This is a genomic window from Azorhizobium doebereinerae UFLA1-100 (genome assembly GCF_000473085.1).
In the GTDB taxonomy this organism is placed as follows: Bacteria; Pseudomonadota; Alphaproteobacteria; order Rhizobiales; family Xanthobacteraceae; genus Azorhizobium; species Azorhizobium doebereinerae.
On sequence record NZ_AXBA01000003.1, the window covers coordinates 139,796 to 154,268 of the forward strand.

At 70.8% G+C, this 14,473-nt stretch carries 15 protein-coding genes and 1 pseudogene; 9 read left to right on the forward strand and 7 right to left on the reverse strand.

The window, feature by feature from the left end:
* Positions 1–146 precede the first annotated feature (146 nt).
* Complete coding sequence (locus tag YU1_RS0104630; RefSeq protein ID WP_029003060.1) at positions 147–890, reverse strand: substrate-binding periplasmic protein; 744 nt, start codon at positions 888–890, stop codon at positions 147–149.
* A 293-nt stretch (positions 891–1,183) separates the two neighbouring features.
* Here YU1_RS0104630 and YU1_RS0104635 point away from each other — a divergent pair, with 293 nt between their 5' ends.
* Entirely contained in the window at positions 1,184–1,828 is a 645-nt protein-coding gene (locus YU1_RS0104635; RefSeq protein ID WP_029003061.1) for a cupin domain-containing protein, read from the forward strand.
* 12 nt (positions 1,829–1,840) lie between these two features.
* Here the strand turns inward: YU1_RS0104635 and YU1_RS0104640 are convergent, their stop codons facing one another.
* The 5 genes from YU1_RS0104640 to YU1_RS0104660 form a co-directional block, all read right to left on the reverse strand.
* Positions 1,841–3,172 carry an FAD-dependent oxidoreductase gene (locus tag YU1_RS0104640; protein ID WP_029003062.1) on the reverse strand — a complete coding sequence of 444 codons (1,332 nt, stop codon included), beginning with the start codon at positions 3,170–3,172 and terminating at the stop codon, positions 1,841–1,843.
* Positions 3,169–4,353: an acyl-CoA dehydrogenase family protein gene (locus tag YU1_RS0104645; protein ID WP_029003063.1), complete on the reverse strand. Its 1,185-nt coding sequence runs from the start codon at positions 4,351–4,353 to the stop codon at positions 3,169–3,171. Before YU1_RS0104645 ends, YU1_RS0104640 begins: the two co-directional genes overlap by 4 nt.
* Positions 4,354–4,413: 60 nt before the next feature.
* Positions 4,414–4,965, reverse strand: coding sequence for an OsmC family protein (locus YU1_RS0104650; RefSeq protein ID WP_029003064.1), 552 nt, complete (start codon positions 4,963–4,965; stop codon positions 4,414–4,416).
* A gap of 134 nt (positions 4,966–5,099) precedes the next feature.
* Positions 5,100–5,288 carry a hypothetical protein gene (locus YU1_RS0104655; protein ID WP_029003065.1) on the reverse strand — a complete coding sequence of 63 codons (189 nt, stop codon included), beginning with the start codon at positions 5,286–5,288 and terminating at the stop codon, positions 5,100–5,102.
* Between the two features lie 59 nt (positions 5,289–5,347).
* Positions 5,348–6,871 carry a sigma-54 interaction domain-containing protein gene (locus YU1_RS0104660; RefSeq protein WP_051356512.1) on the reverse strand — a complete coding sequence of 508 codons (1,524 nt, stop codon included), beginning with the start codon at positions 6,869–6,871 and terminating at the stop codon, positions 5,348–5,350.
* A gap of 460 nt (positions 6,872–7,331) precedes the next feature.
* On the opposite strand from YU1_RS0104660, the pseudogene YU1_RS28015 reads away from it, so the two are divergent.
* The 3 genes and pseudogenes from YU1_RS28015 to YU1_RS0104675 all read left to right on the forward strand — a co-directional run bounded on the left by YU1_RS28015 (position 7,332) and on the right by YU1_RS0104675 (position 8,603).
* A pseudogene (locus YU1_RS28015) lies at positions 7,332–7,855 on the forward strand (redoxin domain-containing protein).
* The gene (locus YU1_RS0104670) at positions 7,852–8,397 is read left to right on the forward strand and encodes a DsbA family protein (protein ID WP_029003067.1); all 546 of its coding nucleotides are present in this window, start codon (positions 7,852–7,854) and stop codon (positions 8,395–8,397) included. Before YU1_RS28015 ends, YU1_RS0104670 begins: the two are co-directional and overlap by 4 nt.
* Positions 8,398–8,408: 11 nt before the next feature.
* Positions 8,409–8,603 (forward strand): hypothetical protein, encoded by a 195-nt coding sequence (locus YU1_RS0104675; protein WP_029003068.1) that lies wholly within the window; start codon positions 8,409–8,411, stop codon positions 8,601–8,603.
* Positions 8,604–8,736: 133 nt separating this feature from the next.
* Here YU1_RS0104675 and YU1_RS0104680 read toward each other — a convergent pair whose 3' ends face one another.
* Positions 8,737–9,597, reverse strand: a complete 861-nt coding sequence (locus YU1_RS0104680) for a DeoR/GlpR family DNA-binding transcription regulator (RefSeq protein WP_198018828.1) — start codon at positions 9,595–9,597, stop codon at positions 8,737–8,739.
* Positions 9,598–9,689: 92 nt separating this feature from the next.
* On the opposite strand from YU1_RS0104680, the gene YU1_RS0104685 reads away from it, so the two are divergent.
* From YU1_RS0104685 to YU1_RS0104705, 5 genes are all read left to right on the forward strand, one after another.
* Positions 9,690–10,352, forward strand: coding sequence for a TIGR00725 family protein (locus YU1_RS0104685; RefSeq protein WP_029003070.1), 663 nt, complete (start codon positions 9,690–9,692; stop codon positions 10,350–10,352).
* Positions 10,353–10,435: 83 nt separating this feature from the next.
* Positions 10,436–11,200, forward strand: coding sequence for an ABC transporter permease (locus YU1_RS0104690; protein WP_035713863.1), 765 nt, complete (start codon positions 10,436–10,438; stop codon positions 11,198–11,200).
* Between the two features lie 4 nt (positions 11,201–11,204).
* Entirely contained in the window at positions 11,205–12,272 is a 1,068-nt protein-coding gene (locus tag YU1_RS0104695; RefSeq protein WP_029003072.1) for an ABC transporter ATP-binding protein, read from the forward strand.
* Positions 12,269–13,351, forward strand: coding sequence for an extracellular solute-binding protein (locus YU1_RS0104700; protein ID WP_029003073.1), 1,083 nt, complete (start codon positions 12,269–12,271; stop codon positions 13,349–13,351). Before YU1_RS0104695 ends, YU1_RS0104700 begins: the two co-directional genes overlap by 4 nt.
* A gap of 242 nt (positions 13,352–13,593) precedes the next feature.
* Positions 13,594–14,457, forward strand: coding sequence for an ABC transporter permease (locus tag YU1_RS0104705; protein WP_084539662.1), 864 nt, complete (start codon positions 13,594–13,596; stop codon positions 14,455–14,457).
* The last annotated feature ends 16 nt before the right edge of the window (positions 14,458–14,473 follow it).

The window sequence follows — 14,473 nt, forward strand, 5'->3', positions numbered from 1 at the left end:
TTTCGCCGCGCCCGGTCGGGCGGGCCGCGCCTCATTCGAAACCGGCGGGAAGAACCGTGGTGCCGGCGCTCTGGCCGGCGTCGCGGTCCGCCCCGCAGCGAGGGCCGGTGTGGTGCGGCCGGCCGCGTGAGGCCGGCCGCCGCGTCCTACAGGCCGTAGGCCGCGAAGATCTTCGCCAATTCGCCGTTCGCCTTCAGCTTGGCGATGGAGGCGTTGACCTTGGCCAGAAGCGCGGGATTGTCCTTGGCCACCGCCAGCGAGACGCTGCCTTCCTTGACCGGCTTGTAGCCCTTGACGATGCGGATGCCGAGGCCGGGGGTCTTGGCGATCTGGTAGGCGATGATCGGCTGGTCACCAAAGCCCGCCCTGAGGCGGCCGAGCTTCACGTCGCGCATGATGTCGGCGATGGAATCGTACAGCTTCACCTCGCCGAAGATGTTGAGGGCTTTGAGGCCGTCGGCGAAGGTGGTGCCGACCTGCGCGCCCACGGTGGCGCCCTTGAGGTCGTCCAGCGTCACGTCCTTGCCGTCGGCGGCGACGAACATGGCGTCGCCATAGGTGTAGACCGCGTCGCTGAAGTCCACCACCTTGCGGCGCTCGTCGGTGGCGAGCATGCCGGCGGAGATCACGTCGATCTTGTGGGTCGAGAGCGAGGGCACCAGCGCCGAGAAGGAGGTCAGCTCGAACGTCGCCTTCAGGCCGTTGTCGGCGGCGATCGCCTTGGCCAGATCCACCATGGCCCCGCTCGGCTGCTGCGTGGCGGTGTCGAGGAAGGTGAAGGGAACGCCGGTGGTGGTGACGCCCACCTTGATCGCCTCTTCCGCATGCAGCGGCGCGGACAGGCTCACGGCGACGCCGAGCGCCAGGACGGCGAGGGATTTCAGCAACATTCAGCTCTCCTGTGCCGCGCTCTGGCGGCGCGGGGCCATGACAGGCCCGCGCGGTCCGGCGCGAGTTGGTTCCGCCTCTGAGGACCGGAGGCGCGGGAAGGGGCGCGCCGTCCGGGCATGACGCCTGCCCGGGAGCATGGCTGCTTCACTATATTGAAACGGCTTTGCGCGGCAACAGCGGTGGCGGCATTTTTTCAATTTTATGAAAATGGATATTGTTGCTTGTCTTAAATGACGAACATCGGCAGCATATGATGCTTTCAGCACCAGCCCGCGCAGTGGGAAATTTCATAATGATGAAACAGAGGCGCGTCCGATCGCCGTCCGCATCCGGCGCGGCGGCGGCCGTCCCGGCGCCCGCCGGCGAGACGACGGAAGACGACCGGGCCCTGGGCCTCGCCATCCGCGCGGCGCGCCTGTCGCGGGGGCGGTCGTTGCAGCGGGTGGCGGAGGCGGCGGGCATTTCCGTCGGCCTGCTCAGCCAGATCGAGCGCGGCATCTCCTCGCCCTCGGTGCGCGCGCTGCGCGCCATCTGCGGCGCGCTGGACGTGGAGGTGCAGGCGCTGTTCGGCGGCGAGGACGCGGCCTCGGCCGAGGCACCCCGCCACATCCTGCGCGTGCACCAGCGCCGCCGGCTGAACCTCGGCGGGAAGGGCCTCGTGAAGGACTTCCTGACCGCCGGAAACAGCGGTGCCCTGCAGATCATGGAGATCGTGCTGGCGCCCGGCGGCAGCTCGGGCCTTGAGCCCTACCACCATGTGGGCGAGGAGGGCGGCGTGGTGCTGGCGGGCGCGCTGGAACTGGTGATCGACGGCGCAGTCCACCGCCTCGGGCCGGGCGATGCCTTCTGCTTCGAGAGCACGCTGCCGCACCGCTTCAGCAACGTGGCGGACGGCGAAACCCGCGTCCTGTGGATCACCACGCCGCCGGTGTGGTGAGGCCAGCGCCCGCTACAGGGCGAGGCGCGCGATCAGCCGCCCGTCCTGCCGCTGCTCCATGGCGAGGCGGTCCGGCGTATCCTGGACGATCTGCCACGGCGCCCGCGGCGCGGGCGTGCCGTGCATCTCCACCGGCCGGGCGCGCGTCTTCAGGCGGATCACCGGGGCGGAATGGACATAGTCCGCGTGCGGAAGTCCCAGCACCGCATGGGCGATGACCTCGGCCTGGCGGGCGATGGGCTCGATGAAGCGGCAGGGCGCCCCGGCGATGCTGATGCAGTCGCCCAGCGCATGGACATGCGGCGCGCTGGTCGCCAGCGTGGCGCCGTCCACCACGATGCCCCGATCGAACGCGAGGCCGGCACCGCGCGCCAGCCGGCTCTCGGTGGCAAGGCCGATGGCGGAAATGACATGGTCGGCATCCAGCGTGCCGGCGTCGGTGGCCAGCGCGAGCGTGCCGTCCGGCCGGCGCGCGAGGCCGGCGACCCGTACCCCGCCCATGAAGCGGATGCCCGCGCCGGCGAGCCCCGCCGCGAGGCGCGCGCCTGCCGGCGCGGGCAGCAGGCCCGGCAGCGGCAGGGGGGCAAGGTCCAGCAGGGTGACGGCGTGGCCGGCGCGGGCCAGATCCTCGGCGATCTCGCAGCCGACCATGCCGGCCCCGACCACGCAGATGCGGCTTTCCAGCTTGAGCGCGCGATGCAGGGCGCTCCAGGCGGTGAGCGAATTGATCCGCCAGCACAGCTCCGGCGCCAGCGCCGCCGGCACCACCGGCGCCGCGCCCTGGGCGAGCACCAGATGCGCATAGGCCAGCGTGCCGCGCGTGGTGCGCAGGCGGCGGCGGGCGGGGTCGAGCCCGATGGCGAAGGTATCGGCCATCAGCCGCACGCCGAGCCGCGCGGCCTTGTCCGCTCCGGCCTCGCGCCGCAGCCGCTCCGGGGTCAGGCCCCGGCCGAGGGCGATGGAGAGTTCCGGCTTGTGGTAGGCATCGCCCGCGCAGGCGGTGACGAGGGTGAGCGGCACGTCCGCATCGTGCGCGCGGATGGCCTCCGCCACGCTCCAGCCGGCGATGCCGGCGCCGACGATGACGATGCCGGCCTTGCGTGGCCGGGGGGCGGGCTCCGCCGCGCCGGGGACGTTGGGGCGGCGTCCGGCATAGGGCTCGAAATCGGACTTGGTGACACCGCAGACCGGGCATTGCCAGTCGTCGGGAATGTCGGCGAAGCGCGTGCCGGGCGGCAGGCCGCCATCGGGGTCGCCTTCCGCCTCGTCATAGATCAGCCCGCAAGCGCGGCAGAGGAATTGCAGCCACGGCCCGAGGCCATCGGTGGGCTCAGGCCGGCTCATGCGGGCACGCCTTCCGCCGGCAGCACGTCGCGGGAGAGCCGGGCCATCTCCCAGCGCAGATGCTTGAGCGCCGGGGTGACGATGGCGACGAAATGCGCCTCGCGCACCCGCCGCTGGGGCGCGGCGGAGGCCAGATAGCCCCGCGCGCCCTGATGCAGCAGGGAGGATTGGGCGGCGCGCAGCGCGAATTCCGCGCCCTGGGCGCGGGCATCCAGCACGTCGAGCAGATAGTCCTTCGAGCCCTCATAGGGGGTGAGTGCGAGGCGCTGGATCGCGGCGCGCAGCTCGGCCAGTTCGGCGGCGAGATCGGCGGGGCGGTCGTCGAGAAACTGGTTCACATGGCCGAGCTGATCTTCCACCGCCAGCATGGCATCGATGCTGCCCTGCGCGACGCCCAGCGCCATGCCGGTCTGCAACAGGATGAAGGCGCCACGGATGCGGCCGACAAAGGGGCGGGCCGGATCGGCGATGAGGTCGTCGGTGGCGACCAGATAGTCCTTCAGCCGGAGGCTCCAGGTGCTGGTGCCTTCCATGCCGGAGAATTGCGGGCAGGGGCGCAGCTCCGCCGGCTCGTCGCAGCGCAGCAGGAACATGATCTCGTGCGAGACCGTGCCGTCGGCGCGCTCCACGCCGGCGATGGCGCCGCAATACTGGCCCTGGCCGATATGGCTGACCCAGGGCAGGGTGCCCGTGACCCGGTAGCCGCCCGGCACGGGCCTTGCCCGCAGCAGCATGGGCTCGATGCCGGAGAAGGCCTTCATCGGGTTGGACAAGGCGGTGCCGCCGAAGCTGCGCCCGGCCACATGGTCATCCAGCAGGGCGCCGGAGAGCGCCGGGTTGCCGGACTGTTCCAGATAGAGCCCGCACACGTCGTGCGCCCACATGAGGAAGCCGGTGGCGCCGCAGGCGCGGCTCGCCGCCTCCATGGCGGAGATGGCGAGGCCGAAGCGCCCGCCATGACGGTCGAGATGGACGCCGAGCGCTCCGGCCTCGCCTAAGGCGGACAGGATGGGGAGGGGATATTCGCCGTGATCGATGCGCGTGGCCGCGGCGCTGAGCGGGCCGTCCGCAACGGCCGCCGTCGCGGCGAGCACGGCGGCATCGCTCCAGCCGCCCGCCGGGACGGCGTGCGCGGCGGGAAGGGCGGGGTCGGCGGTCCGCACTGCGGCATTCGGGGCCATGGCATTCTCCTCGGATCGCGGAAGCGGGGCCGCCGGACGGCGGCCCCTGCCGGGCATGGGTCAGTCCGCGAGGGCGATGCTGAACGGGATGGGGTTGCGCATGGTGTTGGCCACCGGCGAGAAGTAGTTCGCCTGGCTGACGATGGCGTCGAGCGTGGCGCGGTCGGCGTCGCCCTCGATGGTCACGGTGACGCGGATCTCCTGGAAGCCCATGTCCTCCGGCTTCTTCTCCGCCCCGCCGGCGCCCCAGGCGGCCGGATTGCCGATGTCGCCCTCCAGCCGCAGTTCGAGGCGCGAGAGCTTCACCTGCTTCCAAGTGGCCACCGCGGTGATGCCCACGGCAAGGCAGCCGCCCAGGGCCGAGAGCGCGATCTCGCCGGGCGCGGGCGCGGTGTTCTGGCCGAACAGGTGCAGCGGCTCGTCCACCACCACCGGCGCATGGTCGCCCACATAGCTGAGGGTGCGGTACTGGCCCTCGCATACCGTGCGCACGACGTTGGTGCCGCGGGAGGCGGGATTGGCGCGGCCCTTCTCGGCGAAGGCCGCCAGCCCGTCGCGGTCGATGGGGCGCAGATAGGTGGTGAGGGTGGTCTCGGCGGCAGTCGCGCTCATGGCCTGTCCTTGGATCGCTTGCGGCGGGGAGGGGCCGCAAGGCTTGTTCCGCAAGGCGCGTGCCAGATGAGGATCTGGTTTAAGTATCGTTGAAAAATAACGTGAAAACAGAATCTTATGGTTAAAGTCTCACGTTAGGTCGCAGATGAGGCTTTGGGTGAATTGTCGATAATGTCGAACATGTCGATATTGATCTTCGGCCCCTCGGCCTCCAGCCCGGCCGCCTGCGGGCGGCGGCGCGCACGGGCGGTCGGCCCGGCGCTTTCGCCGCCGGCGACGTGGCGGGGCATCGCGCGGAGCCGTTCCGGCGGGTGGTCGGCCATGCCGAGGCGATGCGGATGGTTGTCGGGACGCTCGCCGGTGGGTGGCGGTGGCGGCGGGGTCAGGCGGCGGGGTCGCCCAACCCGAGCTTGCGCCAGCGATAGGCGAACTGCCGCTCGGTGAGGCCGAGGATCTGCGCCGCGCGGGACTTGTTGCCGCCGGCGCGGGCGAGCGCCTGGCGCAATTCCTCCGGCCCGTGGGAGCCGACGCGCAGATAGGGGCGGTAGGCCGGCTCGGGCGCGGCCGTGGCGCGGGCGGGCGCCACCTCCGGCCCGCGCTCGCGCAGCGATGCCGCGACGTCGTCGAGGCCGAGTTCCGCCTTGCCCGCCAGCAGCACCAGCCGCTCGATCGCATTGGCCAGCTGCCGCACGTTGCCCGGCCAGGACTGGCGCGCCAGATGGCGGATCGCCTCGGCCGTGAGGGTCACGTTGCGCTGGTTCTCCTGGTTGGCGCGGGCCAGCACATGGGCGATGAGGTCGGGAATGTCCTCCCGCCGCTCGGCCAGCGCCGGCAGGTGGATGGGGATGACGTTGAGCCGGTAGAACAGGTCTTCCCGGAAGCTGCCGCGCCCCACGTCTGCGGCGAGGTCCCGGTTGGTGGCGGCGACGAGGCGCATGTCCACCTTGATCTCCCGCGTGCCGCCGAGCCGCACCACCGTGCCCTCCTGGAGCACGCGCAGCAGCTTGCTCTGGAGCACGGGCGGCATCTCGCCGATCTCGTCCAGGAAGATGGTGCCGTCCTTGGCCTGCTCGAACCAGCCGGCCCGGGCCGCCACCGCGCCGGTGAAGGCGCCGCGCTCATGGCCGAACAATTCGCTCTCGAATAGGCTTTCGGGAATGGCGGCGCAGTTCACCTTGATGAACGGCTTGTCGCGGCGCGGCCCGGCCAGATGCAGGGCGCGGGCGAACAATTCCTTGCCGGTGCCGGACTCCCCCAGCAGCAGGACGCTGGCCGTGGCGGCGGACACCTGCTCGATCTGCGCCAGGGCGCGCAGCAGCGGCGGCGCGGTGCCGATGATGCCGTAGCGCACGCGCTTGGAGCGCAGTTCGTGCGCCAGCATGGCATTGTGCTCCTCCAGCGCGCGGGTGCGCTGGTCCACCCGCGCGTTGAGGGTGAGCAACTGGCTGATCATGGTGACCATGATGCGCAGGATGGTCACGTCGTCCGCCAACGGCCGCTCGCGGTGGCGGATGCGGTGGCAGGCGAGCGCGCCGACGGTGCGCCCGTCCACGCGGATCGGCAAGGCGATGAAGGAGACGACGCCTTGCGGCAGGCGCTCCCGCATGACCGCCCGGCCGAGGAACAGGGGCTCCTTGTCGATGTCCTGGACGATGACGAGGTGGCCGTCCTGGATCACCCGGCCGGTGATGCCTTCGCCGCGCCCGTAACGCCCACGCTCGATTTCCTCCCGCGTCAGGCCGTAGGCGTAGGCGATGCGGTAGTCGGCGTCATCGGGCGCCTTCAGGACGATGCGGCCCCGGTTGAGCCCGAGCAGTTCGGACAGGAGGTGCAGCATCTCGCGCAGCACCTCGTCCATCTCCAGGCCCTTGCCGATGAGGCGCATCACCTCCTGGATCAGGAACATCTCCTGGGTGCGCCAGAAGGCGCTGACGCCCTGCACCCGCCCGGGCGCCTCGGAGGGGGCGTTCACGGCCGCCGGACCATGCCGGGTCGTGGGAGGTCGCCGGGTCGTGGGAGGTCCATGGGCCCGCGGCGCGGGTCGGGAGCATGCAACGGTCTGGCCATCCTCATGGGAACCTGCCGAAGCATGGTCCCAAACCGTCCCGAGCACAATCGGGGGGCAGCCGCACGCCCGGCGCCGGGTCCGGCCACAGCCGTCCGATGATACAATCGCCGGCGCACCGGCCATGCTAGACGCAAGATGCCCTGGGATGTGAAGCTGGGATTGCCGTATGCCTGCCTCGACGCCAATCCACGTGTGCTTGCCTGCGGAGGCGGCTCGCCCGCCCGCAGATGCGGCGGCGCATGAGGGAGCAGGCGCCGCGGGCGGTCCTTCCATGTCAGCGATGCCTGCCATGTCAGCGATGCCTGTCTCCCCACTTCGGGATGCCGCTCCGCAGCCCGCGCTGCCGCCCGGTGTCGCCGCGCCCGATTTCCACCTGCCCGCCACGCCCGACCAGCAGGTGGCGCTGGCGGACCTGCGCGGCGCGCCCGTCATCCTCGCCTTCTATCCGGCCGACTGGAGCCGGTGTGCAGCGATCAGATGGGCTTCTACAACCAGATCCTGCCGGAGTTCCGCCGCTTCGGCGCGCAACTGGTCGGCCTCTCGGTGGATGGCGTGTGGTGCCACGCGGCGTTCGCCGGGGGACGCAGGTTCCACTTTCCCCTGCTCGCGGATTTCGAGCCGAAGGGCGCGGTGGCGCGCAGCTACGGCGTCTACCGCGAGGAGGAGGGCACCTGCGCCCGCGCGTTGTTCGTGATCGACGCCGCCGGCGTGATCCGCTGGAGCTACGTTTCGCCGGTGGGCATCGACCCCGGCGCGGATGGCATCCTCGAAGCCCTGGAGGTCATCGCCGGGCAGGTTCAGGCCAAAGGAGACAAGGCATGAACCGTCTTACGCCCCCGGTCGGCCCCGGCGACCATGCCCAGGGCCCGGCCGATGCGCCGGTGACGCTGGTGGAATATGGCGACTATGAATGCCCCTATTGCGGCGAGGCCTATCCGGTGCTCAAGGCCGTGCAGCAGGCCATGGGCGACCAGTTGCGCTTCGTGTTCCGCAACTTCCCCATCACCGAGGCTCATCCGCACGCTGCCCAGGCCACGGAACTGGCGGAGGCGGCGGCCTCCATCGACCGCTTCTGGCTGGCCCACGACATGCTGTACGAGAACCAGGCCGCGCTCGACATGCGGGACCTGCTCGACTACGGCGCGCAGGTCGGGCTCAACAATGCGGCGGTGATGGCCGCGTTCGAGGGACGCTACGACGCCAGGATCCGTGACGACTTCACGGGCGGCATCCGCAGCGGCGTGAACGGCACCCCCTCCCTCTTCATCAACGGCGTGCGCTATGATGGCGCGCGGGACGTGGAGGGCCTGGTGGAGGCCCTGCGCGCCGCCGCCGGCACCGGCGCTCACGGTTCCGCCAGGTGAAGGAGAACAGCATGACCGCAACGCACGACGTGAGCGACCTGGACGATCAGATCGCCGCCATCCGGGCCAATATCCGCGATCTCATCGAGCAGGCGTCCGGCGCCTCGGGGGCGGCGGCGGAGGAGTTCCAGGCCGACCGCATCAACGAGCAGCAGGCCGAACTGGACCGGCTGATAAAGGAACGCGACGCGCGCCTCGCGGGCTGAGGCGCGGGGTCACGTGGTCCGCCATGGCGCGGCGGCCTTCGCTGCGCCATGGGATGTTCCGTGTCGGCCTTCCCCGCTTCGGGCCCGCCCTGCCGGACCTGCCCGGGGCGGGAGGGCGCTGGTCGTCTTCCGCCTAATCGTCTTGCGCCGCCACCAGCAGGCGGCAGCCGGCCTCGGCGATGCGCTGGGCGAGATGGTCCGGCGGCGGCGCATCGGTCACGAGCGCCGACACCGCCGCGAAATCCATCACCCGCACCAAGGCGGAGCGGGTGAACTTGGTGGCGTCCGCCACCAGGATCACCCGGCGCGACTGGGCGGCCATGGCCTTCTTGGTGGCCACCTTCAGCAGGTCGAAATCCATCACCGCGCCGTCCACGTCGTCGAAGCCGGAGCAGCCGATGACCGCGGTGTCCATGCGGAAGCTGTTCAGGCTGGCGAGGGCGGCCTCGCCCACCAGCGAGCCATCGGCGCCGCGCATCAGCCCGCCGGTGACCACCACGTCGCCCACCTGGCTGCCGGCCAGGATGCCGGCGGCGCCGACGCTGGTGGTGATGACGTGCATGCGCCGGTGCTCCAGCAGCGCCTGCGCCACCGCCTCCACCGTGGTGCCGACGTCGAGGCAGACCGAGGAGCCGTGCGGGATGAGCGCGGCGCAGGCGCGGGCGATGCGCTTCTTGCCGTCGGGGGAAGCGGCGCGCTTCTGGCTGTAGACCAGGCGGGTGGTGGTCTCCTTCAGGCCGGCGCCGCCGTGGAAGCGCTGGATCAGGCCGGCCTCGTCGAGCCGGATGATGTCGCGCCGCACCGTCTGCGGCGAGACGTCGAACATGCGCGCCAGGGTCTCGATGGTGACGAAGCCCTGCTCGCGCACCCTTTGCACGATCTCCTGCTGGCGCGGGGAGACGTCGGCGTCGCCCGCGCCGTCGGGCATGGCGCCGGCCGGCGCGGGGTCGGGCAGGGGGGAGGCGGACGCGGGCGGCGCGGAGGATCTTGGCAAGGGGCGTGTCTCGTGTAAGAAAACTTACATGCGTCCATCGTAAGTCATCTTCGCGCCGCCGGTCGAGCGGTTCCTGCCAGAAAGTCTCTCCCATGCCCTCATCCGCCGCCGCTCATCCCCCGCTCACCTGGACGGAGGGCGGCGCGCTGCTGGCCGGCGGCCGCAGCTTCGACCCCTGGGCGCTGTCCTGGCGCCCGGCCGCCGCGACGGCGGACGGGGCGGGGCGGGCGGTCACGCCGGTGGAGGCGCTCGGCCTGCTGGCCGGCGGGGGAACCCTGCGGCGGGTGCCGGTGGGCATCATCGGGCCGAAGGCGGCCTCGCCCGAGCAGGAGCAGGTGGCCGAGGCGCTGGGCCGCGCTTTCGCCAAGCTCGGCCTGACCGTGCTCACCGGCGGGCGCAAGGGGGTGATGGAGGCGGCGAGCCGGGGCGCCTTCACCGCCGGCGGCGTGACCATAGGTATCATTCCCGACGGCGAATGGGACACCGCCAATCCCTATGTGACGATCCCGCTCGCCACCGGCCTCGGCCCGGCGCGCAACGCCATCGTCGCCCGCGCCTGCGAGGCGCTGGTGGCGGTGGGCGGGGAATATGGCACGCTGAGCGAGATGGCCTTCGGCATGCATTTCGACCGCAAGGTGCTGGCCATGCTGAACGCGCCGGTGGTGCCGGGGGTCATCGTCTGCGCCAGCGTTGAGGAGGTGCTGGGCCATGTGGCGACCCGCTTCCTGCGGCTGGATGCCTGGTCGGCAGATTGATCGAAAACTTACATTCGTGTCATAAAAGTATCATCGGATCGGGCGCAGAAGACGCCTGACCATTCGGGGGGATCACCGGCGCCGTGCTGGCCACCATTCTCTATCTCCTGTTCCTCCTCGCGCCCATCGCGCTGCTCGCGCTCGGCTCGGTGGGGGAGACCTGGACCAACACCCTGCTGCCCAGCGGCTTCACCGGCCGCTGGTATGCGGAGGTCGCCGCCGACCCGAGCTTCCAGCGCGCCTTCCTCACCAGCCTGAAGGTGGTGGCCGCCACCTGCATCCTCGACATGCTGATCGCTGTGCCTTTGGCCTATGCCATCCACGCCAGCGCCCGCCGCGGCGTGCAGGCGGCGGCGCGGGTCGTCACCCTCCTGCCGGTGGCGACGCCGGAACTGGTGCTGGGCTTCGGCTTCATCCTGGTGTTCTCGTCCGACTGGCTGCCCTGGCTCGGCAGCATCTGGCTGCTGATCGCCGCCCATGTGGTGGTGACCTTGCCCTACCTGCTCAACATCCTCCTGTCCGACATGGGCCACCTGCGCCTCGACGAGCTGGAGCGCGTGGCGGCGACGCTCGGCGCCCCCTTCTCCAGCCGCTTCCTGGACATCGTGCTCCCGCTCATCCGCCACAGCCTGCTGGCCGGGCTCATCACCGTCTCCGCCATCTCCATCGGCGAGTTCCAGATTTCCAACCTGATCGCCGGCTTCCTGTCGCGCACCTATCCCATCACGCTGCTCCAGGCCTTCTACGGCGCCACGGGCTTTGCCTGCGCGGCCACCATCGTGCTCTTGGTGCTGGCCGTGCTGGCCTCCGCCGGCGGCGCGCTTACCGCCCGCGCGGCGCGGGGGTGAGGCCATGAGCGTGCGCTTCGAGAACGTCTCCTTCCGCTATCCCGGCAGCACCGCCGGGGTGTTCGACATCGACCTGGAGATCGCCACCGGCGAGCTGCTGGCGGTCATCGGCCCCTCCGGCTCCGGCAAGAGCACGCTGCTGAAGCTGCTGGCGGGCTTCGCCGTGCCGGACGCCGGCCGCATCCTGGTGGACGGGCGCGACGTCACCGACCTTGAGCCGCATGAGCGGGCGCTGGGCGTGGTGTTCCAGTCCTATGCCCTGTTCCCGCACATGAGCCTGTGGCGCAACGTGGCCTATCCGCTGAAGGTGCGCGGCACGCCCAAGGCCGAGCGCCGGCAGCGGGCGCTGGACGCGCTGGCCCGCGTCGGCCTCGCCGAATTCGCCGAGCGCGCGCCCACCAGCCTGTCCGGCGGCCAGCAGCAGCGGGTGGCGCTGGCGCGGGCGCTGGTGTTCTCGCCGCGCGCGCTGCTGCTGGACGAGCCGCTGTCCGCCCTCGACGCGGCGCTGCGCCACGGCATGCGCGACGAGATCCTGCGGGTGCAGCGCGGCGCCGGCATCGCCACGCTGCATGTCACCCACGACCAGGAAGAGGCGCTCTCCATGGGCGACCGGGTGGCGGTGATGCATGCCGGCCGGCTGATCCAGGTGGCCGCGCCGCGCGAGCTCTACGACCGCCCGGCCAGCCGCACCGTGGCGGCCTTCGTCGGCCACGCCAATCTGTGGGACGGCGAGGTCCGCGCGCCGGGCCGGGTGGTGACGCGCCTCGGCGAACTCGCCTGCGACACCGCCGGCTTCGAGCCGGGCGGGCGCACCTGCGTCCTGGTGCGCCCCGAGCAGGTGGTGCCGCTGGCCGAATTGCCGGGCGCCGCCCGCCCCAACGTCTTCTACGGGCGCATCAGCGAAGACCGTTTCCTCGGCGCCGTGCGCCGCTGCGACCTGGAGGTGGGCAGCGGCCTCGTGCGCATCGAGACCAATATCCGGACGGCCATCGCCGCCGTCTCGATTCCACCGGAGGCGATCCGCCTCCTGCCGCCAGACCCAACCGCTCTCCACACAGGAAGCTTGTCATGACCCATTGGCTGACCAAGGCTGCCACGGCCCTCGCTCTGGCGCTGCCCGCCGCCGCGCTGCCGACCTTCGCGATGGCCCTGGACGGGCCGGAGCTGTTCCCCGGCGAGGCCGCGCTCTACGAGCAGGCGAAGAAGGAAGGCATGGTCGTCTCCTTCGACACCGGCCCCACCTGGGCCAATTGGGGCGAGCAGTTCAAGGCGTTCCAGAAGCGCTATCCCGGCGTCGAGATCGTCTATAACGACATCGGCTCGGCCCAGACGGTGGTGGCGCTCGACAAGTCGCGCAACCGCCCGCAGGCGGACACCGCCTATTATTTCGCCGGCTCGGCGCTGGACGCCGCCGCCAAGGACGTGGTGGCGCCCTTCCAGCCGATGAACTTCGACAAGCTGGTGCCCGAGTTCAAGCAGGCGGACGGCAAGTGGTTCACCATCCACACGCTGAGCCCGGCGCTGCTGGTGAACACCAACCTGGTCAAGACCCCGCCCAAGAGCTGGGCCGACCTGCTGAAGAGCGAATACAAGAACACGGTGGTCTATCTCGACCCGCGCTCCACCGGCCAGGGCCAGGTGGTGGCCATCGCCGCCGCTTATGCCAACGGCGGCAGCATCGACAATGTGAAGCCGGGCATCGACTATCTGGAAAAGCTGCACAAGGCCGGCAACGTGCTGCGCACGGTGGGCACCACGCCCTATGCGCAGTTCCTCAAGGGCGAGATCCCGATCCTCATCGGCTATGAGAATGACGGCCTCAAGGCCAAGTACAAGGACGGCATGGGCGATGCCGTCGCCGTGGTCATCCCCGCCGAGGGCACGGTCGCGGCGCCCTATGCCATCAGCCTGGTGAAGGGCGGGCCGAACCCCAATGCGGGCAAGCTGTGGCTCAACTTCATCATGAGCGCCGACGGCCAGGCCCGTTTCGCCGAGGGCTATGTGCGCCCTTCGGTGCCCGGCGTGCCGCTGCCGGCGTCCGTCGCCGCCCAGATGCCCGCCATCAAGGCCATTCCGCTGGACGTCGCGAAGGCCAGCGCCAAGAAGGCCGAGATCGACCAGCTCTGGGCCAAGCAGGTGCTCGGCAATTGAGCGGGTGCGCAGCCTGAGCGCGGTAAAGCCCTCTCCCGCTTGCGGGGGAGGGNTGGGTGGGGGCCGCCGCAGGCGGAGCGACCTTGCCCTCGGGCCTGCGCGTGGTGGCGCGCTTCCGCGCTTCGCGCGCCCCCACCCCAGCCCTCCCCCGCAAGCGGGAGAGGGAGCGCGGTGCGCGCGGGGGAGGGGTTGCGTCACTGCTGAGAGGATGACGAATTGAGACGGACGGACCATTGGCGGCCATGACGCGGACACCGGGCACATCACGCAAGAGCGGGCGCGCCATTCCCCTGGCGGGGCGGGGCGTGCGGCTGGCGTTCGCCCTTCCGGCGGCCGTCATCTTCGCCGTGTTCTTCCTGCTGCCGCTGCTCTCCGTGGTGCGCGAGGCGGCGGACGATCACGGCGCCGCCTTCGGCCGGGTGCTGGCCGATCCGGTGTTCTGGCGCGGGGTGCGGGGCAGCCTGGTGCTCGGTACGCTGGCGCCCGCCTTCTCCGTGCTCGTCGGCTTCCTGGTGGCGCTCAATCTGGCGCGGCTGAGCGAGCGCGCGCGGGCGGTGGCGCTGTTCGCCATCTCGCTGCCGCTCACCTTCTCCGGCCTCGTCATCGCTTACGGCTTCATCCTGGTGTTCGGCCGCTCCGGTTTCGTCACCCTGCTGCTGGCCAAGCTCGGGGCGGACCCGGCGGTGGTCGGCGGCTTCATCTTCACCCCCATGGGGCTGGGGCTGGCCTATTCCTATTATCTGATCCCGCGCGTGGTGCTGGTGATGCTGCCGGTGCTGACCAATTTCGACCGGGCGCAGATCGCCGCCGCCCGCTCGCTCGGGGCCAACAGCTTCACGGCGCATCTGGACATCTTGGTGCCGCAGGTGATGCCGGCGCTCATCACCGCTTTCTGCCTGACGGCGGCGGTGGCCATCGGCGCCTATGGCACCGCGCTGGCGCTGGTGGGGACGCAGGTGAACATCCTGCCCCTGGTGCTCTACAGCAAGATTTCCGACGCCGGCTCGGACTTTCCGGCGGCGGCGGCCATCTCTTTGCTGCTCATGGGCTTGTGCTGCGCCGTGGTGGGCGCGGCGGAACTCATCCGCGCCCGCCGCGCGGCGTGAGCGTTCGCTGGGCCTG

What these genes read in the sequence shown, in the direction of transcription:
- YU1_RS0104630 (WP_029003060.1), bottom strand. Translation starts at nt 890, where the DNA reads ATGTTGCTGAAATCCCTCGCCGTCCTGGCGCTCGGCGTCGCCGTGAGC.
- YU1_RS0104635 (WP_029003061.1), top strand. Translation starts at nt 1,184, where the DNA reads ATGATGAAACAGAGGCGCGTCCGATCGCCGTCCGCATCCGGCGCGGCG.
- YU1_RS0104640 (WP_029003062.1), bottom strand. Translation starts at nt 3,172, where the DNA reads ATGAGCCGGCCTGAGCCCACCGATGGCCTCGGGCCGTGGCTGCAATTC.
- YU1_RS0104645 (WP_029003063.1), bottom strand. Translation starts at nt 4,353, where the DNA reads ATGGCCCCGAATGCCGCAGTGCGGACCGCCGACCCCGCCCTTCCCGCC.
- YU1_RS0104650 (WP_029003064.1), bottom strand. Translation starts at nt 4,965, where the DNA reads ATGAGCGCGACTGCCGCCGAGACCACCCTCACCACCTATCTGCGCCCC.
- YU1_RS0104655 (WP_029003065.1), bottom strand. Translation starts at nt 5,288, where the DNA reads ATGGCCGACCACCCGCCGGAACGGCTCCGCGCGATGCCCCGCCACGTC.
- YU1_RS0104660 (WP_051356512.1), bottom strand. Translation starts at nt 6,871, where the DNA reads ATGTTCCTGATCCAGGAGGTGATGCGCCTCATCGGCAAGGGCCTGGAG.
- YU1_RS0104670 (WP_029003067.1), top strand. Translation starts at nt 7,852, where the DNA reads ATGAACCGTCTTACGCCCCCGGTCGGCCCCGGCGACCATGCCCAGGGC.
- YU1_RS0104675 (WP_029003068.1), top strand. Translation starts at nt 8,409, where the DNA reads ATGACCGCAACGCACGACGTGAGCGACCTGGACGATCAGATCGCCGCC.
- YU1_RS0104685 (WP_029003070.1), top strand. Translation starts at nt 9,690, where the DNA reads ATGCCCTCATCCGCCGCCGCTCATCCCCCGCTCACCTGGACGGAGGGC.
- YU1_RS0104695 (WP_029003072.1), top strand. Translation starts at nt 11,205, where the DNA reads ATGAGCGTGCGCTTCGAGAACGTCTCCTTCCGCTATCCCGGCAGCACC.
- YU1_RS0104700 (WP_029003073.1), top strand. Translation starts at nt 12,269, where the DNA reads ATGACCCATTGGCTGACCAAGGCTGCCACGGCCCTCGCTCTGGCGCTG.
- YU1_RS0104705 (WP_084539662.1), top strand. Translation starts at nt 13,594, where the DNA reads ATGACGCGGACACCGGGCACATCACGCAAGAGCGGGCGCGCCATTCCC.